19 protein-coding genes are annotated in these 19,240 nt (G+C 57.0%); 9 read left to right on the top strand and 10 right to left on the bottom strand.

Translation table 11 applies throughout. The features are described from left to right. The first annotated feature begins 184 nt into the window (after positions 1–184). A complete protein-coding gene (locus QQL54_RS15435; protein ID WP_348520685.1) occupies positions 185–931 on the top strand; it encodes a tetratricopeptide repeat protein in 747 nt (248 codons plus the stop codon). A 13-nt stretch (positions 932–944) separates the two neighbouring features. Here the strand turns inward: QQL54_RS15435 and QQL54_RS00605 are convergent, their stop codons facing one another. The 6 genes from QQL54_RS00605 to QQL54_RS00580 all read right to left on the bottom strand — a co-directional run bounded on the left by QQL54_RS00605 (position 945) and on the right by QQL54_RS00580 (position 6,753). Then, complete coding sequence (locus QQL54_RS00605) at positions 945–1,721, bottom strand: hypothetical protein (RefSeq protein ID WP_284386559.1); 777 nt, start codon at positions 1,719–1,721, stop codon at positions 945–947. Then, positions 1,718–2,482 carry a hypothetical protein gene (locus QQL54_RS00600; RefSeq protein WP_284386557.1) on the bottom strand — a complete coding sequence of 255 codons (765 nt, stop codon included), beginning with the start codon at positions 2,480–2,482 and terminating at the stop codon, positions 1,718–1,720. The genes QQL54_RS00605 and QQL54_RS00600 overlap by 4 nt, the downstream gene beginning before the upstream one ends. 9 nt (positions 2,483–2,491) lie before the next feature. Next, complete coding sequence (locus QQL54_RS00595; protein WP_431355920.1) at positions 2,492–3,880, bottom strand: NAD(P)-binding protein; 1,389 nt, start codon at positions 3,878–3,880, stop codon at positions 2,492–2,494. Between the two features lie 91 nt (positions 3,881–3,971). Further along, positions 3,972–4,985, bottom strand: a complete 1,014-nt coding sequence (locus QQL54_RS00590) for a formylglycine-generating enzyme family protein (RefSeq protein ID WP_284386551.1) — start codon at positions 4,983–4,985, stop codon at positions 3,972–3,974. A gap of 99 nt (positions 4,986–5,084) precedes the next feature. Next, a complete protein-coding gene (locus tag QQL54_RS00585; RefSeq protein ID WP_284386549.1) occupies positions 5,085–5,888 on the bottom strand; it encodes a hypothetical protein in 804 nt (267 codons plus the stop codon). A gap of 4 nt (positions 5,889–5,892) precedes the next feature. Next, positions 5,893–6,753 carry a class II aldolase/adducin family protein gene (locus QQL54_RS00580; RefSeq protein WP_284386547.1) on the bottom strand — a complete coding sequence of 287 codons (861 nt, stop codon included), beginning with the start codon at positions 6,751–6,753 and terminating at the stop codon, positions 5,893–5,895. Between the two features lie 46 nt (positions 6,754–6,799). Between QQL54_RS00580 and QQL54_RS00575 the strand changes: the two genes are divergently transcribed. The 8 genes from QQL54_RS00575 (at position 6,800) to QQL54_RS00540 (ending at position 14,791) form a co-directional block, all read left to right on the top strand. Next, on the top strand, positions 6,800–7,879 hold the full coding sequence (locus QQL54_RS00575) for an aldose epimerase family protein (RefSeq protein ID WP_284386545.1): 1,080 nt from the start codon (positions 6,800–6,802) through the stop codon (positions 7,877–7,879). Beyond that, positions 7,876–8,913, top strand: a complete 1,038-nt coding sequence (locus tag QQL54_RS00570; RefSeq protein WP_284386543.1) for an aromatic ring-hydroxylating oxygenase subunit alpha — start codon at positions 7,876–7,878, stop codon at positions 8,911–8,913. The genes QQL54_RS00575 and QQL54_RS00570 overlap by 4 nt, the downstream gene beginning before the upstream one ends. Beyond that, positions 8,913–10,070 (top strand): dipeptidase, encoded by a 1,158-nt coding sequence (locus QQL54_RS00565; RefSeq protein WP_284386541.1) that lies wholly within the window; start codon positions 8,913–8,915, stop codon positions 10,068–10,070. The genes QQL54_RS00570 and QQL54_RS00565 overlap by 1 nt, the downstream gene beginning before the upstream one ends. Further along, positions 10,067–11,011, top strand: a complete 945-nt coding sequence (locus QQL54_RS00560; protein WP_284386539.1) for a M28 family peptidase — start codon at positions 10,067–10,069, stop codon at positions 11,009–11,011. Before QQL54_RS00565 ends, QQL54_RS00560 begins: the two co-directional genes overlap by 4 nt. A 23-nt stretch (positions 11,012–11,034) precedes the next feature. Beyond that, positions 11,035–11,280 carry a GIY-YIG nuclease family protein gene (locus QQL54_RS00555; RefSeq protein WP_284386537.1) on the top strand — a complete coding sequence of 82 codons (246 nt, stop codon included), beginning with the start codon at positions 11,035–11,037 and terminating at the stop codon, positions 11,278–11,280. A gap of 49 nt (positions 11,281–11,329) precedes the next feature. After that, complete coding sequence (locus QQL54_RS00550; protein ID WP_284386535.1) at positions 11,330–12,217, top strand: hypothetical protein; 888 nt, start codon at positions 11,330–11,332, stop codon at positions 12,215–12,217. Then, the gene (locus QQL54_RS00545; RefSeq protein ID WP_284386533.1) at positions 12,214–14,142 is read left to right on the top strand and encodes an Hsp70 family protein; all 1,929 of its coding nucleotides are present in this window, start codon (positions 12,214–12,216) and stop codon (positions 14,140–14,142) included. The genes QQL54_RS00550 and QQL54_RS00545 overlap by 4 nt, the downstream gene beginning before the upstream one ends. A 76-nt stretch (positions 14,143–14,218) precedes the next feature. Next, a complete protein-coding gene (locus QQL54_RS00540; protein ID WP_284386531.1) occupies positions 14,219–14,791 on the top strand; it encodes a hypothetical protein in 573 nt (190 codons plus the stop codon). Positions 14,792–14,809: 18 nt separating this feature from the next. Here QQL54_RS00540 and QQL54_RS00535 read toward each other — a convergent pair whose 3' ends face one another. The 4 genes from QQL54_RS00535 to QQL54_RS00520 all read right to left on the bottom strand — a co-directional run bounded on the left by QQL54_RS00535 (position 14,810) and on the right by QQL54_RS00520 (position 19,064). Continuing rightward, positions 14,810–15,961, bottom strand: coding sequence for an AGE family epimerase/isomerase (locus QQL54_RS00535; protein ID WP_284386530.1), 1,152 nt, complete (start codon positions 15,959–15,961; stop codon positions 14,810–14,812). A 213-nt stretch (positions 15,962–16,174) separates the two neighbouring features. Beyond that, positions 16,175–17,008 carry a delta-class carbonic anhydrase gene (locus QQL54_RS00530; protein WP_284386527.1) on the bottom strand — a complete coding sequence of 278 codons (834 nt, stop codon included), beginning with the start codon at positions 17,006–17,008 and terminating at the stop codon, positions 16,175–16,177. Positions 17,009–17,129: 121 nt separating this feature from the next. Next, positions 17,130–18,275 carry a flavodoxin-dependent (E)-4-hydroxy-3-methylbut-2-enyl-diphosphate synthase gene (gene ispG, locus QQL54_RS00525; RefSeq protein ID WP_284386525.1) on the bottom strand — a complete coding sequence of 382 codons (1,146 nt, stop codon included), beginning with the start codon at positions 18,273–18,275 and terminating at the stop codon, positions 17,130–17,132. A gap of 66 nt (positions 18,276–18,341) precedes the next feature. Then, positions 18,342–19,064, bottom strand: coding sequence for a helix-turn-helix domain-containing protein (locus QQL54_RS00520; RefSeq protein WP_284386523.1), 723 nt, complete (start codon positions 19,062–19,064; stop codon positions 18,342–18,344). Between the last annotated feature and the right edge of the window lie 176 nt (positions 19,065–19,240).

The raw sequence follows: 19,240 nt of genomic DNA, 5'->3' as shown, positions 1-19,240 counted from the left end.
AGCGGAAGCCGACGTTGAAACGGCCATCACCGCCTACCAAACTGGCGATACAGCGCGGGCACTCCGTCTCGGCAAAACCGCCGCCAAGGCCGGAAGTCTCGAAGCCGCCGTCTTGGTCGGCCATATCCTACGAAAAGGCGAAGCCGGGTCCGTCAATCTATTAGAGGCCAAGCGTTTCTATACGATGGGCGCGAACCGCGGCCATCCCGATGCGCTGATCGCACTGGGCGAGATGGGGTTGGCCGGAGAGGCCGGGCTCACCGATGCCGACGCATACTCCTATCTGTTGCGCGCGTCTGAAGCCGGTCGGACCGACGCCACTCGCGCGCTGGCCGAGATGAACCGGGCCGGACGCGGTGTGCCGCAAAGTCTGGAGGGGGAACGCGCATTACTGGAACGCGCCGTTGCCTCCTTCGATCAGGACGCCACCAAACGTCTGGCCGACACTTATCTAGAATCAGACCCCAAACGCGCGCTCGAACTGTATGAGCAGGCGGCTGATGCTGGTGACGCCGACGCCGCCTATGCGGCGGGCATTATGTATGCGCAGACCTTTGAGATTACGCCGAACGAAGAACGCTCCGCGTTCTGGCTCGCCAAAGCCGCGAACGCGGGACATGCGGCGGCGCAGGCTGATTACGGCTTACTCGTCTATCAAGGGGCCGGCGTACCGCGCGATGATACGGCAGCGGCCGCGTGGTTCCGAAAATCAGCCGAAGGCGGCGATACGGAGGGCGCATTTCTCTACGCCTTCACGCTGGCCAAGGGCGAAGGCGTTCAGCAAGATTTTGGTGAGGCTTACTATTGGCTGCTGAAATCTGGCGACAGCACAGTGGACGACTATCAGGAAGACCGAGCAATCTTACGCGAGCGGCTGGAAGCGAATGTCGATCCAGCCGTGCTGGCGGCAGCGAAAGCTCGCCTGGATTAAATCAGATTGAATATCAGTCAGTGTCGCGTCTTTGCTGCAACGACGCTAAAAGTTCGTCCGCGCGTTTATCCTGAGATTCGATCTGGCGAAGATGCAATATCGTATATTCGGTCAACGTCATGAGCGCGCCTGCAAGTTCAGGATTATCCGCAATCAATGTCGCCAACTCATCGGGAGCAACATCTGAAAACGGGCTTAAACCGAATTTTTGGCCCACGAATAGGGTCTGATCGCGAAACGCTTTGAGGGTCGAATCTTGAGACCGCTCCAGCCCCAACCATAATTGCCGATATAGCTGAAGTTGACGGACAATATCCGCATCTTTGACGAGGGAGAGATTTCCAGCCGCTGTCAGAGAATCCAACGCAGATGTGCTTTGAGTTGGGTAAAAACGCAGAACCGCTGTCGACCAAAGTCGGTCCATATCTGACAGGACAGGCTCTATTGGGGCCGGGATGATAGATGCGGTAATATCGAGAGCCGATATTTCATCCATTGGCAGTTTCAATTGCGTCACGGGATCCAACCCCGCCAACTCGAACACATAATTCGCCGTAACGATATTTTGCCGCGCAAAGTTGAGGCCATTGGCAAGCTGCACTCGATCAAGCTTAATATCGTCAGCAATGTGGATCAAAACCTGTTGTTCCAACACACGTTCGGACTTCGCGTCATTCCAGTTCGCGACTTGAATACCGATGAACACGCCGACCACAACGATGAGGAAATCAACCGCGACGGCGAACCAGTTCTGGTCTTCGATATGTTGGGTGAGACGGCGGAGGATCATGAGGCGTTTTCCAATGGATAGCCAAGCGTCTCCAGCCAACCAGCGAGATGTTCACGGTACATATTAATCTGCAAGATTATATAGGTCGTGCCCACCTCCCATTCGGCGAACAAGCCTAGTAAAGTCGGATCTTTGCAGGCCTCGGTCAATGGCACATCGAGTTCCCGTTTCCGGAAATATGACTGGAAAACGCCTGTTGTGACTATAGTATCTAGGTTGTTCATTTCCAAAGGTTCATAGCTGATCAAGGCATGGCGTTCATGGGCCATATTGTTCATAATATTTTGAACGATGGAGGCCCACTGATCGAGACGTGTGGACAGTCGATTGATGTCGTTGAATAACTGTCTCATATCTTCAGATTGCTGAGCAATGAGACGCGGATCGGTGGTCAACGCCGCAATCGCCTCGAAACGAAGCTCGAGCGCTATGACAGTCTGTATTTCATTCAGGCCGTCATTGATTGATTCAAGGACCTCTGGACCCGTTTGGCAAGCTTTGAGGCTGTTGGCCGCGGCGTTGACCGCCTTAAGACCATCTATGGTCACGTCTTTGGCGATTTTGGCATGCCGATCATTGACCCGCAATTCCTCGACCAAGCGTATAACGGAATCATTGTAGGCGCTTTGATCCTGTCGCCGTTCGTTCCAGTTCGCGACCTGTATCGCCAGCAAAACACCCACGACAACGATAAGGAAATCAAGTGCGACGGCGAACCAGTTTTGGTCTTCAATATGTTGGGTCAGGCGACGGAGGATCATGGGGCGGTCCTATACCAGATAGCTCTGTAACTTCATCGCGGCGGGCATGGCGTTTTTACGAAGGCGCGTCAGGATATCGACGACTTCAGGGTCGTCCATATCGGCGCTGCGGATCAGGCCGGAAAAGCCGTCTAAACGGTTGGCGCGGATCCAGCGTTGTAGATCTTTGTCTTGAGACCAGATGGCTTGGTTCATCATATTGGCCGCCTGCATGCGCACGAAATCATCGAGCCCGTCCGGAAAAGGTACGACGCCTGATTTTGAATTCTTATCCGCATCCGTGCCGCCCAACGCTTCCAGATGGGCAATGAAAGAGGCGGAGAAAGTCGGCTGATACGCGCGTACAGTTTGCAGTGTGATGCGGCCGGGTTTGAACACAGCCGTTGTCTTACGGTTCTGCACAGCGGAGGCGGAACAATCGATATGGATATGATCTGGGCTGGTTGGGATCGTCCCTTGGTCCAGCGCGATCTCGGTCTGCCCGATATGGCTGACCCGGCCCAAACGCACGACATTTTTGATTGTGCGGAGAACCTCTAGTTCGGGCCGGCTGACCGTGGGCGCATGGAACATTTGTGGCCGCACATTGGGATCGAGCCGGACGAAATAACCGCAGGCTTCAAGGCGATCATACATATCATCGCGACTAGTTGAGTTCGCCATCGCCTCAAACGCGGCCGCTTGAACCCCCATGGTTGTCTTGAAGAATTCAGGCCGAGGTTGGGTGGCTGCACGGTCATGCATCCAGCCATCACGCGAGATAATCCAAGTCAGCTGATCCGGCTTGGCCCCTTGTTCGAGCAGCCAGAGCAAAGCATCTATGCCTGTCTTGCCGCCACCAATAATAACATAGCCGGCGGGCGGGGTTTCCAAGGCTGACAGTCCCCCACAGGGAAGGAACTGAACACCGTCATCGACTGAGAAGTTCGGCGTATGATTGGCGGGCACGGAATTCTGCCAATAGGTGGCGTCGACAAGCGTGCTGAATTCAATCGTCTGGGTCGCACCAGAGCGCGTGTTCTTGATAACACCATCACCCTGATAGTCGCTGCTTGGCAGATAGGTCACACGACCCGTCGGCAGTAGCGTGTCGCGCATCACCGCTTCATAGTAGGCTTGGATTTCCGGCAAGGTCGCAAGATCGGCCAGACCCTTATTCAACCCCATCTCATCAATCCGACCCGCACTGAGCTCACGCGACGCCACACCATAGAAACTCGACGGCTGGTGCAGGGTCACGAAGGGGTAGGCGATATTCCAATGCCCGCCCGGTCGCGGATGACGATCAACGATCGTGATGTGGGCATCGGTCTCTGCGACTAATGTGTCGGCAAAGGCCATGCCCATCGCCCCCGCACCAACGAGTAGATAATCTGTTTTAAGCGTGTCCGTCATGATGCGGCTATGGCGGTCGTCTGTCGGCACAGCAAAGAAAAAGCGCCCACATAGGGCGCTTTGTTATCTTTAGGGGCGATCTTAGGACCGCGTTTTACTTCCGAAGCATCCAGTCCGGCACTGTGGAGGTCGGAGCAGATGGCGCGGGTACGGCCTTGCCAATCGTTCTGGCTAATCTGAATCCAAAATCATCATAGCGGTGATCCATCGTATAGCGCAGTCGCTTGGCCGCGCGCATTTGATAGCCATGCGTGACCCAAGACCCGCCGCGTATGATGCGGGCGTCGCAATTGCCGTCGCGGCGCGGTGATCCATCACCGGGATTGCCCGCGTGACCTGCAACATAACAGTCGCTTACGAATTCATAGACATTGCCGTGAATGTCGTGAACGCCGAAACTATTGGCGGCATAACTACCGACCGGGACCGTCTTGCGCAGATACTCCCCTTTTCGTCCGTTCGGACCATAGGGGAATTCACCATTGAAGTTCGCAAACCGCGGACTGATTGATTGGCCCGATTGTGTTGAGAAGGGCAGCTGCTGCCCAGCCCGGGCAACATATTCCCATTCCGCTTCGGACGGCAGGCGGTAGGTCAGACCCGTCTTAGCATTGAGCCAATTGATGTAACTTTGCGCGTCATTGTAACTGATATTTGTGACCGGGCGCTTACCGCGGCCCCAGCCATTGTCGCCCGGGCGATAACCATTACAGCCGCCGCCTCTGACACAGTCGTTCCACTCGTCAAAAGTGACCTCGAAACGACCAATTTCGAAGGCATAACCAATATTAACGCGAACTTGCGGACCTTCATTACGATCACGCTGTTGTTGGTGTAGCGGGCTACCCATGAGGAAGCTGCCGGGTTCGATAAGAACCATCTCAGGCGCGCCGTCAGGGCGAGGTTGCTTGGGGACAGGACGCGTTATCGGCTCACGTTCGCGACTACGACGTAACCGGGCCGCAGGACGATCATCAATAGCGTTGATATAGGGATCAGAGCTCTGTGCCGAAGCCACATTAGATGACCCATTGAGGCCACCTACAAGAGAGACCCCAGCCAGAACAGTGCCTGTAAAGACACTTAGTTTGATTGTGCCAAGTTTCACGAATGTCTCCAACTTCGTTCGCTCCCCAGCGCGGCCCCGCTTGAAACCCCTTTGGGCCCCTAGTCTCAATGCATTAAGCGGGCCAGCGTTAAGGAAACACTATTTGCAGTTGGATAAACGCATCACATCGACATCAGTGCCCGGAATCACTGCGATGATTTGACCCTTGCCCAATACGGGTCCGTGGGTTTCCAAATTCGCCTTAACCCCATCATAGGTGAGGTCGCGAGGGATTGCGGACCACGCGTCAAAGATCGGACCCAGAGGCAACTGGCCTTCGGCCCGGTAGTCTTGTCGGATCGACCAATATTGCCACCATTCTTGGTAACGAAGCCGGATATGGCGGTAGGTCGCGCCTGCAATCACACTTTCCCCGAGGCTTTCCGCATCGAAATAGTCGAACAAATCGGCTTCCAGCTCAGCCGGTGTCTGATTGGCGACCTCAACCACGTAATTCTCATACCAGTCACCCGTTGACGGAGCGTCAGTCATGGCGGCCCAGTTGACGGAAATCTTTGGGCCCGCCCACCATTTCCCGCCCTCCAAGGCGTCGAGGTCCAGGTCATAAGCAAAGCAGATGGTCTCATCTTTCGCGACAGTGCCGAGCGGTATGGCCGGTTCCTGAGCCAGCCCGACACCTGTGTCCCAGCCGCCACCTTCTACCGTTTGTTCGATTTGGAACTTTAAGCGATTATCCGTCAGCTCTCGGACATGCGTCCCGGTGAAGCGGTCATTGACCCACGCGGGTGATGAATAGACACCCGTGATCAGGCGGCGTGTATCGTTCTCGGCCTTGTCCGTTGAGCTGGCTGCTCTCGGGCTGTCGATTGTCTCTGTAACTGGAGCGACTGCGGCAGACCCGCCCAGCAGGACGAATGTCAGCAGGGAATGTTTTATAGCCATAGACCTAGTAATCGTGTCCCGGATTGGTACGGGCCAGCTTACGCATTAAGCCTGGCCAGACGAGATTGTCGCCCATGCCCGGCACAAAAGCGGCCGCGCCCTGCATATAGACTCGATTGCCCATTTCCTCAGATTCTTCGATCAAATTCTCATCCCCAGCCGCTTGTGCGAGAATTTGCACACGGCAGGCATTTTCAAGGAAGTAAGTGCGCAGGAACGCCGTCCCAGCGGACGGACCCAGCGTCAACGTCCCGTGATTACGCAGCATCAGCAGTGATTTGGTGCCTAGATCGGCAACAATCCGTTCCCGCTCATCCAGATCCAGCGCGATTCCTTCATAATCATGATAGGCGAGATCATCATTCACTTGCATCGCCATTTGAGTCAGGCGACGCAATCCGCCCTTTTGCGCGCTGACGGCCATGCCATTCGCCGTATGCACATGGATCACAAAGTGAGCATCATCGCGCGCCATGTGGACAGCGGAGTGAATGGTGAAGCCAGCCGGGTTCACAAAATAGGGCGTATCTTGTTTGATCGCACCCCCCGCGTCGATCTTCACGAGGCTCGAGGCCGTAATCTCATCAAACATGACGCCATAAGGATTAATCAGGAAACGGTGCTCCATCTCTCCTTTGTCATTGGCTTCGTCCGGAAGCCGTGCGGAAATATGAGTGAATACCAGATCCGACCAGCCATGCATCGCAATCAGGCGATAAAGCGCGGCCAGATCACAACGGACGCGCCATTCCACGGCGGACACTTGGCCTTCCATCCGATCAATCTTTGTGGGGTCAGGAATAAGAAAGCCCGGAGTTTGCTCCATCGCTTGTTGGATGCGGTCACTATTGGTAGGGGCGTTCATGGACGTACCTCTGTCTGTCTTCTGTCTTCTTTGCGTGGCCACTATCATGACCCAAACTGGCTGTTCGGACAAGGCAACGCGCCAAGCTTCATTGGAGACGCCAATGGAGATCGAGAGCATGATGGGTGAAAGCGAACCGGACATCGAAGCGACCTCCGACCCGGCCGAGCTTTACACGCTCACCGCCCCATCAGGTCTGAGCGTTGCTTGGCTTGCCTATGGCGCGACACTTCAAAGTGTTCGTTTGCCAGACGGCACCCATATTCTTGCCCGCCTGAACGACCCCAGCAACTATACTGAGGCGCATCCTTATATCGGCCCTATGATTGGCCGGGTCGCCAATCGGATCAGCGGCGCATCTTTTGCCATCGACGGCACACCGTACACCGTGCCTGCCAATGAGGCCGGTCATGCCTTGCACGGCGGACCAGAGGGCTTTGATAGAGTTGTCTGGGACGTCGCGCGAGAGGGCGACGAACTGGTGTTCCGCCACACCTCACCCGATGGCCATCAAGGCTATCCGGGCAATCTCGACGTCACGCTGCGCACACGTCTGTCTGATAGGGAATTACGCCTGCAGATCATCGCCATCACCGATGCCCCTACGCCCGTCAGCCTGACCCATCATGGCTATTGGAACCCGGCTAGCTTGTTCGGACGACCCATAGATCAACTCCGCCTAACTTCATCGGCTGACCGTTACACGGTTACTGATGAGGCTCTGATCCCGACAGGAGAGATTGCGCCGGTCGATGGCACACCATTCGATTTTCGCGAGATGCGCGCCATCGGACCCACATCCATGGACGTGAATTTGCTCGTCCCCGGCGAGGGCCTTCGAAAAATGGCGCGGCTCACGGACGGTGTGACGACGATCACCCTTCTGTCCGACTATCCGGGGCTGCAAGTTTTTACGGGTGAGACGCTGGCTGGCGTGGGCGGCATGGCGGCGCGGGCCGGACTGGCGCTGGAACCCCAATATTCGCCGGACTCGATCAATCGTCCTGTCGAGGGCGAAGACACGATCCTTCGACCCGGGGAGGTCTACCGCCATACGATCATCTATCGGTTCGATGGCCCTGATTTTGAAACCAACCCGAACGAATTTGAAAGCGACGCGCCATGAGCGGCTTCGTTCACGATATTTGGTATTTCGCCGGCATTAAAAGCGACCTGCCCGCATCAGGACTGAAGCGCGTGATCATTGCCGGCGAACCCATCTGTCTGGGTCGGCGCGAGGATGGCACCTATTTTGCTATACGCGACATCTGCCCGCACCGCGCCGCGCCTTTTTCGGCGGGATGTTTAAAAGGTGGCACCGTTGAATGCCCCTATCATGGTTGGCGCTTCGACACAGATGATGGCCGTTGCACTGACATCCCAGCGCTCACCGCCGATAGCATTGTCGAGCCGGACCGCATTCGCGTGCGCACCTTCCCGATTGCACAGACAGGCCATATTCTCTGGGTCTGGTTCAGTTCAGATAAGCGATTTCAAGGCGAGCCGCCATTTCCGCCGCCCGCCTTTCCGCTGACGGAGACCAAGCCCATCATTGACGATGGGGTAAAACTGAACTGCCATGTCGATCATGCCGTGATCGGCCTGATGGACCCGGCGCATGGCCCCTATGTCCATAAACAATGGTGGTGGCGGTCCGAGGCCTCGATTCACGAAAAGGCCAAGGCATTTGAGCCGCGCGAACGTGGTTTCGCGATGGCCGCCCATAGTCCATCGTCCAACTCAGCCGCCTACAAATTACTGGGCGGCAAACCCGTCACGGAAATCACCTTCCAGCTACCGGGTATTCGCACCGAACATATCACGGTCGGCGATAAGACCGTTCTGTCCTTCACGGCGGTGACACCAGAGGACGAAGGCCACACCCGAATTCGGCAGCTCTTCTTTAGCGATCACGGACTGTTCCGGTTGCTTTCACCTGTACTCGCACGCGGCGCGAAGGCGTTCCTGCGGCAGGACGCCGATATGGTGGATCTACAGGCGCAGGGCTTAAGGTTTGATCCGAACCTGATGTTGATCGAAGACGCGGACACGCAGGCCAAATGGTACCACCAGCTCAAGCTCGCTTGGGCCAAAGCGCAGGAATCTGGCGAGCCTTTCGTCAATCCCGTCAAAGCGCGCACATTGCGCTGGAGAAGCTGATGTTAAAGAAAATCTTGCTGGGATTGCTCGCGCTTTTGATCGCCTCTTTCGCCTATCTGCAACTCGTCTTTGTCCCCAACATAGATGCGGAAATGAACGGGATTATCGACCTTGGTCCATATGAGATTAGCGAGACTGCGCAGACCCTGCACGACACACTCTATATCGCAGATCTGCATGCCGACAGCCTGATGTGGCGACGCAATACGACTCAACGCCATGACCGGGGCCATGTCGATCTGCCGCGCCTGCGAGACGGCGGCGTAGAGCTTCAAGTTTTCTCTGCCGTCACTAAATCCCCACGCGGACTCAACTTCGCTGAAAATTCTGCCGACGCTCCGGATGACATTACGTTGGTCGCGCTTGCGCAGCTCTGGCCTGCGCGCACCTGGCAATCCATCTATGAGCGCGCTGCCTATCAAGCGCAGCGTCTTGCTAAATATGAAGATAATGCAGACAATCGACTCGTCATCGCTCGCACTTCGGCCGATCTCAATCAGCCGGACGGCACCATTGTCGGCCTGCTGCTAACCGAAGGCGCGCACCCGCTTGAAGGCGAGATCGAGAATGTCGAACGCCTCTTCAATGAGGGTTACCGAGCGATGGGTCTGCAACATTTCTTCGATAATGAGTTAGGCGGATCGCTACATGGACAGAGCCAAGCCGGACTCACAGAGTTCGGTTTTGCCGCCGTGCGCGAAATGTGGCGTCTTAACATTGCCGTCGATCTGGCCCACGCATCTGAACAGACATCGCGCGATGTTCTGTCCATGTCAGAAGGCGGTCCCGTCTTTATCAGCCATGGCGGCGTGCGCGATGAGTGCACCGCCAGCCAGCAACGCAATCTGCCGGATGATCTATTGATCGAAATCGCAGCGCGCGGCGGGATTGTCGGGATTGGCTATTTCGAAGGCGCAATCTGCGACATCGCGCCTGGCGGTGTGGCCCGCGCCATTGTCGCCGCGATTGATCTCATGGGTGTGGATGCGGTGGCACTGGGCTCTGACTATGACGGGACTGTCGCCGTCGCGTTCGATACATCCGAGATTGCCGTCATCACCCACGAATTGCTGGCCGCTGGCCTGTCGGAAGACGATATCCGCGCGGTCATGGGCCTCAACGCTCTGCGCTTCTTCAAGGAAAGCCTGCCACAATGAAAAAGCTTTTTTTGACGACGGCTGCCCTGCTCGCGGCCTGTTCGCAACCGTCATCCGCGAAGATCGATGTTGAGCTTGCAACCGCCGCCATGGAAGTCTTGTCCGCTGACGCGATGCAAGGTCGCCGCACCGGGACGCAGGGCAATCAGATGGCCCGCGACTATCTGGTGAAGCAAGCCACACAACTTAATGGCGGCGTGGCCCCAGAGCTTCATTCATTCACTTATGAACTGGATCGCCGCGGTGAGGTCAGGACAATTTCAGGCACAAATATTATCGTCAATATTCCCGGCAAAACAGACGGCGGACCTGTCTTGGAGATCACAGCCCATTATGATCATCTCGGCACGCGCGACGACGAGATCTTCAATGGTGCAGACGATAATGCGTCAGGCTCTGGCGCGCTGCTGTCTATTCTCAAAAACCTGCGGAACACCCCGCCTGAACATGACGTCAATATCGTCTGGTTCGATGCCGAAGAACTAGGCCTCGGCGGCGCGGGAGAGTATGTCAAAACCCGTCTTGATGATCGCCCTCGCGTCAACATGAACCTCGATATGATCGCGCAAAACAAGGACGGGATTATCTACATGGCGGGCGCGTATCACACACCAGCGCTCAAACCCTTGATTGAAATGGCGGCAGAGACGGTCGATCTTGAGGTTCGCTTCGGACATGATCGCCCGGAAGACGGGGCCAATGATTGGACTGGCCAATCCGACCATCGCGCCTTCCATCAGCTTGGCATTCCATTCGTTTATTACGGTGTCGAAGATCATCCACATTACCATCAGACGAGTGATGAGTTTGATACGATTCCGCTCAACATCTATCGCGACGCGGTTCGTCTGGCTGTCAGTACGGCCTATATATTGGACGAAAACCTCGACGAAATTGCCCAATCGGCGGCCCAAACAACGCCGGCTTCAACCGAACCTTAAGGCGCGCCCGTCAGTCTATCATCATGGCTGATTGGACTGTCTATATGCTGCGCTGCGCCGATGGGTCGCTTTACACGGGCATTGCCCGTGATGCCGCCGCACGGCTCGCCGTGCATAATGCCGGGCGCGGCGCAAAATATACTAAAGCGCGCCGTCCCGTCTCGTTGATATGGTCCGAACCCGCCGACTGTCGGTCTTCCGCATTAAAGCGTGAATATGCGATCAAGCAGTTGCGCCGGACTGAGAAATTGGCGCTGGTCACCCTATAGGCAGGCCATTGCGCTTGACTCATGTCGCTCGCGTCACGACATCGCCTAAGTGTCTCGTGACCCACAACTCCCCGCTTTGTCGCTGTCGCAGCATTTTGCGCGCGAGGTTGGCGCTCTTGATCTGTCCGATACGGATAGTCCGGCGCAGGCCGTGGGGGCGGTTCGCCGTGTGCTAGACCGGACGGCCGCCCAATATGCACGCGCCGCGACGGATCCCGCTCTGCAACGCGCGGGTCAATGGCTGATCGAAATCGTCAAATCCGGCACAGGTCTGATCGACCGGGCAAGCCATGCCGATATCGTCTGGGACGAAGTGGCGACCAAGCCGGGATTTAAGGTGAGCCTTCGACCGTCACTGTTTTATGGCGGCGCCGGCCTGCTCGGGGCTGCCGGATTACTCCAAGGCGTCGGCCTGGCGTTTTGGGGCGCAGTTGGTCTGGCTGGATTGCATGCGGTGTCCACGCTGAACCTGTCGCGCCTGCCCTTCTGGCCGAAACCGAAAACAATCGAAGACGCATCCGGGCGAACCCGCCGCGCCTCCGCCGTTGTTCGGCTCGATCAAGCTGGATTAGTCGCCCAAGTCACGGACGCGCTTAAAACCGCCGATCATATATTGCTGCGCCTATCTACGCCGACGACGGAAGTTCACTGGCGGGATGACACGCGACTGACAGCACTGTTGCAAGGTCTGCTTGAAGCCGGACGTGCCGATGATTCCACTTACGCCTTGGAGCTGGCGCGCCGCGAACTCCCGACCTTGATCGAAGGTGCGGGATTGCAGCAAGTCGACTATTCCAAAAAAACCGCCAACTGGTTTGACCGCCTGCCCGTGCCTGGGGGAAGCGATGGCCCCGATTTACAAACGGCCGCGCCTGCGCTGGTCACGGATGATGGCCGCGTCGTACGTCGCGGGACAGTTTGGGTGCGCAGCGAATGACGACACCCAATATGAAAGATATTGAGTTTATCGGCTTCGATCTGGGTCACGGCGAGACCGCGCTCGCGCGGGCTTTCGGCCAAGGTCATGCGGAACCGGAAATCCTCGAATATCGGGGTGTGCGCAGCCTCGTCACAGCCGTGTCGAAAGATAAAGGGCGATCGAAGAATATTCGTATTGGCGCTGAAGCGCTCACCCTTCCCAGTTCAGCGGGTAGTGCCAAAGTCTGGGCCAAGTTCAAATCCTCCGATCTGGACGCACCGGATGTGCGCGAACCGTTGACCCTCTTCACCCAAGCCCTGATCCAAGGGCTCACAGAAGACGGCAGTCTGCGGGGTCCGAAAGAAAGCCATTTTGTCATTGGCTGCCCGTCCGGTTGGTCAAATGAAGTGCGCCAGCATTATCGCAATTTGTTTGTCAAAGCGGCGGGTTTGAAAGAAGCGCGGATCGTCTCTGAGTCCCGTGCCGCGCTGATGACCGCGTTGGAGCAGGGCTACCTATCGATGGAGGACGCGCGCGCCTCTGTCCTAATTGTCGACATTGGCAGTTCAACAACCGACCTGACCTATTGCCGTGATCTGGCGGCTGACGATGTTGGACACAATATTCTCGGCTCAGGCCTGCTTGATACAGAGATTTTCGAGATGAATCTCGCGCGTCAACCGCAGCGCAAGCGGATCGAGACCTTGCTTAAGAGCCATCCGGCCTACCGCCCTATTCTGGAGTTTTGGTGCCGCGAGGCGAAAGAGGCCTATTTCACCGGCGAAGATAAGCCGGTCGAAATGATCCGTCGCCTGCCTGTCGATAAAGGCCTGCTTTTCGAAATCCGCATCGACAAAGCCGACGCCGATGCCATCCTGTCCAAACCACTGGACGCGCTACACGGCTATAGCTGGACGAGCGCATTTGACTTTGCCCTGCGCGAAACCATTGAACGGCTTGGCGGGCGCGATCCGGACACAGTCTTATTGACCGGCGGCGCGGCGCGCCTACCGCTCGTTCTCCCCGCAACTAAATCTGCCTTCCCGAGGGCCCGTGTCATTCGTGGTGCCGAGCCAGAATTTGCCATCGCGCGCGGTCTCGCTTGGTTGGGCCGGTTTGAATTTCTACATGCCAGCTTCAAACATGAGGTCGGCGCGCTGATGGAACCTGATGGAGACGTAACCGAGCGCGCCAGTGAAGCCGCCCGTAAGTTGGGCGAAACGCTCGCTCCAGCCTTGGTCGATGGTCTGACAGAGGATTGTATTAAACCTGCCTTCCGGTCTTGGCGATCCGGCGCAATCGCGTCTCTGGACGAGGTCGAGGCGCATCTGACCCAATCGGTCGCGGATTGGCTTCGGTCTGATACAGCACAGGCGAAATTGCGCCCCGTTATCGGGCGCTGGTTCGCCGACCTACAGCGCGAGATCGAAACGATCACTGATCCGCTCTGCCGTGAACATGGCTTGCCTGCCATGGTGCTGAGCTTGGATGAGTCCCACCATGTCAGCCAACATTTAGAAGGTCTATCGCTGGCTGCCCCGAAAATTGGAGCGCTGGAAACCGACACAGCCTTGCTTGGCACGACACTGGCTGCGATTCTGGTCAGCGCCCTGCTGGCCCACGCTAATCTGTTCGCGCCGCTCTTGATGAACCCGCTCGGCTTGCTGATTGGCGGGGCCGTCGCGGGTGGTAGCTATCTTTATGGTCGACGTGCCTTAGCCGGTCGGTTCCGCGGAGCCCGAGTCCCTGTTGTCGCTCGGCAGGTTTTGACCGAAAAACGCATCGATCAAGCGATCAACAAACAGCGCCCCGAACTGATCGAAGCCGTGCGCCAAGCTTGGGACGGACAGGCCTCACAACGGTTTTCCGAAGATTTGACCGATATGCTGGGGCGGGCCTTGCTCGACCGGGCGGATGAACGCGCCGTCTTATTCTTAATCTGAGTCCTGTCTCGTAATTCATTGTCCTATTAACCGTCTGGCGCTGGCATGGGCGCGAAAACATGGTAACGCGCGTTCGATGTTTGCGGACCGCATATTCTATTCACTGGCCGCGCTGGTGACCTTCGCGATGGTCTTGTTCGCCCTATCCTTTGGGGGCAGCCAGTCCATTACGGATGAAGAGATTATCTCTGAAGGATGGACTCTGTCCGGGCCGGATTTGGTTGAGTTGACCATTTCGCCCGGATCAGAAGGTGATTTTATCGATGAAGATGGCGGCTTCATCCGCCTGTCCCAATTCACACCGTCGGGTCAGGGGCCGCAGTCCATCGGCGTGTTCGCGACGCTTGGCCCCGGCCATGAACGTGCCTTTGCTGGACGATTGCTGCGCATCACAATTCGCGCCCGCGCCTCACGCGCCAACCCGCTTGCGTCATTTGATTCCGGTTATTTCACGATGGAAGGACGACCGTCAGGCTGGAGCACGTTTCAGCTGGGTGCCGATTGGCAGGATTACCGGTTCGAATATCGGCCACCCATCATCGACGCGCCCGCCAATGTTGACTTGATTGCTGTCTTCCCCGGTCGCGCCGGAGAACGCAAACAAATGGATGTCGCCGCGTTCCAAGTTGAAGTTTTGGATAAGACCTAAGGTCTCTGGACTTGGGAGTTAGAGACGCCCGCCAGAGACTCGCTCGGCTTCGACCGCCATGCCGACAATATGGTACATGGTGCTGACCGGGATCGTGGTCGCAATCGGCGCACCGCAGGCATTTTGTTGATCCACCCAAGTCCCGTCCGGTTGTAAGATCGTTCCGAACATCGCGTCAATTGTCGACGCTGCCATCTCGGCCGCGCCGGGTGCCCCGCGTTCAGCCATTGCCAAATGCGCCTTGATCGCTTCGGTTTGAACCCAAGCGCGCGTGGTCTGGCGGGTAATGTCACCGCTCCGGCACTCTATGTCGAACAATATGCCGAGCCGATTGCGAAAGGCACGTTCATAGAGCGCGTATTGTGCGGCTGAATGATCGGCTCCGGTTGCTTTGTCATATTCCGACAATAGCCAGATCCATTCCGCAGCGTGGCCGGGCTCGACACAATCACCATGTTCTGGATGTGGGCTCCAATCTTCGTTGAAGATTTCCCCGATCGTGTCACCGCGTAGAAAATGCCGTTCAAACAGACCGATCACCTCATGCGCGATGGCCAGATCATCCGCCTGCCCCGTCGCCTGGTGTAAGGCCAACGAGGCCTCTAACAGATGCATATGCGGGTTCTGTCGTCGCGGAAACGGCTTGACCGTGCCTTCACGCCAACCCCCTGACGGATGTTTACTCGCGTCCAAACGTGCAATCAGTTCTGCCGCCTTATAGCGGTAGCCCGCCTCACCCGTCAGTGCGAATAGGCGCGCGCAAGCGAGCAGGCCGAAGGCTTGATCATAGAGGTCACTTCGAGGGTCCGATATTGTCCCGTCCGGCAGAATGCGGTGAACGACATGATCTCCGGTCCAGCCTTGAGACCAATAGGCCTCGAAACTGCGGCGCGCGACGGACGTACCGTCCCACCAGCCCGCCTGCGTCGCTTGAGCATAGGCGACAGCCTGCCGTGCGACGATACGCCAGCGGCGTTCGGCGGAGTGATCCGGTATGCCGTCCAGCCGTAAATGTTCGACCCAAGACCCATCGTCCAACTGAGCGTGGTCCACCCAAAAGGGCAGCGCCGCATCCACAGTCCAAGCGCGCAACCGCGCCGCACTATGGGCCAGCACCGCTCGGCTGAGTTGGACGGGCGACGCCCCAATAAAATTGTCCGGCCGGGTCATTTCCATTCGCCTGACATAGGGTCAAGCTGTCAGAGCTGTCTTAACAGGCCGTGTGGAAATTGGAATTAGGGTTAGCAAACCCTGAAAAAGTCCTAAAAAAGAAACCCGGATCGCAGGGGTAATTGCGACCCGGGCCTCGTCAGCGGTACGGCTCGATGAACGAGTCGCAGGAACGCCGCCTAGATAAATGAAACGCCGCTCATTCAAACGCGACTATTTGATTGTGGAGAGCAAACGTGGGTCCGTGACCAGATCGCGCACACCGTGGCTCTTGGTTTCCATGAAAGCATTATCCTTGCCCCACGCGTGGAGGGACGCAACGTCGATCTTGGTACATTGAGGACGCACTGACCAGGTCACTTCAACCGGTGAGCACGTCTTCTGATCATAGCTTGGGCCTGTGGTAGAGCCGCGGAAGATGATCGGATCACCTGTATTGCTTGGGATCATCGAGGCTTGATGCACGGCTGCGCCCGCGCCGGACCCTGCCGCATAATCCATCTCTGTCATGTCAAGCGCATTGGCGTCATTCACGACGAGGAAGACCTGCGTTTCGACGCGTAGCTTTGGATCTGTACAGGCATCCGTCAGGCAAGACCCCAGACCTTCGCCCGGCTGCACATCACAAGATGAATGCACCCAGTGGACTTCAATCGTGTCGCCCGGCTCTGCGCCCTCATAGCTGCGCTCACCTGTGTAGGGGGCCAGTTCGGCGGCGGTCAGATCGTCGGTTCCGTTACACTGATAGCCACCATCCGGACCCGGGCCAGCATAGACTGAGAAACCCGGTCCTTTATGTTCAGCATTGGTATGCGAGTGAATATTGCAGAGGTTCAGCGCGGTCGATGCGGGCGCCAGATCGAACATGTTCGCATTCGTCCCAGTCTTCATGGAAATATCGCGCGGCGTTTGCGGGCCAAAGGTGGTGCAGACATCATCAGACGCCGCCATCACCACCGTATCAACGACCTCATCAACGGTCTCTTCTGCCGTGCTACACGCCGCCATCAGAGCCGAAGCCCCAACCATTAAAGTCAATCTCATCATCTCGGTCGCTCCAAACCAGTTTCAGTTACGTTCTTACGCCGCATCTAAAGCTTGGGTTTGCCGAGAGGAAGGTTAGGACATGTATATTGGTTCTATAATTTGGATAGGGTGAGGCTATAATCTACTCTGCCGCCAGCAATCCGTCCCGTTCGGCCCGAACGACTTCCGCCTTCGCCTCAACTGCTTCGACGATCTCATCAATCATGTCGATATTGTCGGTTTTTCCGCTCTTTTTGCCGGCGTGGTACATCATGCCGTAGCCTGCACTGCCGCCGGTGAAGCCGACATCCGTGAACATGGCTTCGCCGGGGCCGTTCACGACGCAGCCAATGATGGAGAGGCTGATCGGTTCACTGATATGGCTGAGGCGCTCTTCTAGGATGCGGACGGTTTTGATAACATCAAAGCCCTGCCGCGCGCAGGACGGGCAAGAGATGATGTTGACGCCGCGCGTGCGCAGACCGAGCGATTTGAGCATATCGAAGCCGACGCGGATTTCTTCTTCCGGTTCGTCGGACAGGGACACACGGATTGTGTCGCCAATCCCGGCCCAGAGCAGATTGCCCATGCCGATAGAGGATTTGACGGTGCCGATGCGCTGTCCGCCTGCCTCTGTGATACCCAGATGTAGCGGCGCGTCCGTAGCCTCGGCGAGTTGGTGATAGGCGGCAACGGTCAGGAAAATATCCGACGCCTTCACCGAAATTTTATACTCATGAAAGCCTTCATCATCGAGCATGCGGGCGTGCATCAGCGCGCTTTCCACCATCGCGTCAGGACAGGGCTCGCCATATTTTTCGAGCAGGTCGCGTTCCAAGCTGCCGCCATTCACACCGATGCGGATCGAACAGCCATTGGCGCGCGCCGCTGCGACAACTTCTTTGACGCGCGCTTGTCCGCCAATATTGCCGGGATTGATACGCAGGCAGGCGGCGCCATTATCGGCCGCTTCGATGCCGCGTTTATAATGGAAATGAATATCGGCCACGAGCGGGACATTGACCTGATCGACGATGGCGCGGAGCGCGGTGGAGCTGTCCGGATCGGGGACCGAGACACGAACAATATCCGCCCCGACCTCTTCTAACCGTTTGATCTGCCCGACCGTCGCGTCGACATCATGGGTCAGCGTGTTGGTCATGGACTGCACAGCGATAGGCGCATCACCGCCAACCTCGACGGAACCGACCTTGATTTTGCGACAGGCGCGGCGCTCAATCGTGCGCCAAGGGCGGACGGCGGCAAGGGAGGTGGGTTGAGCGCTCATGCGCGGGGCATAGCGGAGAGTGATGACAGATTAAAGGCGAAGTGGCGGCCAGATTACCGCAGTCATCTATCGAACAATGGAGAGATCCATATCGCGGATCGGTACGCCGGGCGCGCCGAGCGGCCCGCGATTGGCTTCGCCGACCCAAAGTTCAACAGCCCCAGCGTCGCGCACACCCAGCGTAAAGGATTGCCCGGTTTCCGCTTGCCAAGTCTCACCCGTCACGAAGACGCGATTGACGATCAATCGCCCGCGACTATCGCGAATACTGATCCAGCTGGGCGCGGTTGTTCGCACAGTCAGCACATTATCGGCAACCGGTGTCGGAGCTTCGATATTAGCGGGATCAAAGGTCACGGCTACGCTTGGGTTGGAAGACGCGACGGTGTCGAGCTGCACCCCATACCACATGCTGAGCATGACCACGGCGGCCAAGACGCCAAGCGCTGGAATGGACCCGCGCGGCAGACGTAGGCGACGTTTGGGGACGAAATGCGGCATACTGGCCCGGTCGAGATCGAACGGCACTTCACTGTCGCGTTTGAAATCGGCCACGGATTGTTCGGTATCCAGCCCCAGCGCGCGGGCATAGGCGCGCACATAGCCAAGTCCGTAACCGATAGTGGGCAAAGCGGAGAGATCATGACGTTCGAGCGCGCCCAAATAATCTTGGCGAACACCGCATTTTTTTGAGGCATCGGCCAGCGATAAGCCCATCGCTATGCGCTGTGTGCGCAAGCGAGCGCCAAGCGGCAGCGTCTGTCGGACTGTGTTTGGGGTCGGGCTCATGACGAGTTTCAGAGATACAAGGGGCGTGCCAAAACATCGTTAACGATTTTTCATTGCTCAACCAAGCCGACATTGCAGCCAAGTCGATGAATTTATTACGACATTTACGGGGTTGAGTGTGGGCGTAGACACACAGTTGTTGCCCTGACAGCGGACCACTGCTTCGCTATAGAGAG

This window comes from Algimonas ampicilliniresistens, from assembly GCF_030159955.1.
In the GTDB taxonomy this organism is placed as follows: domain Bacteria; phylum Pseudomonadota; class Alphaproteobacteria; order Caulobacterales; family Maricaulaceae; genus Litorimonas; species Litorimonas ampicilliniresistens.
Note: the sequence above shows the minus strand (reverse complement) of the source record. Positions and strands in the feature narration are given on the sequence as shown.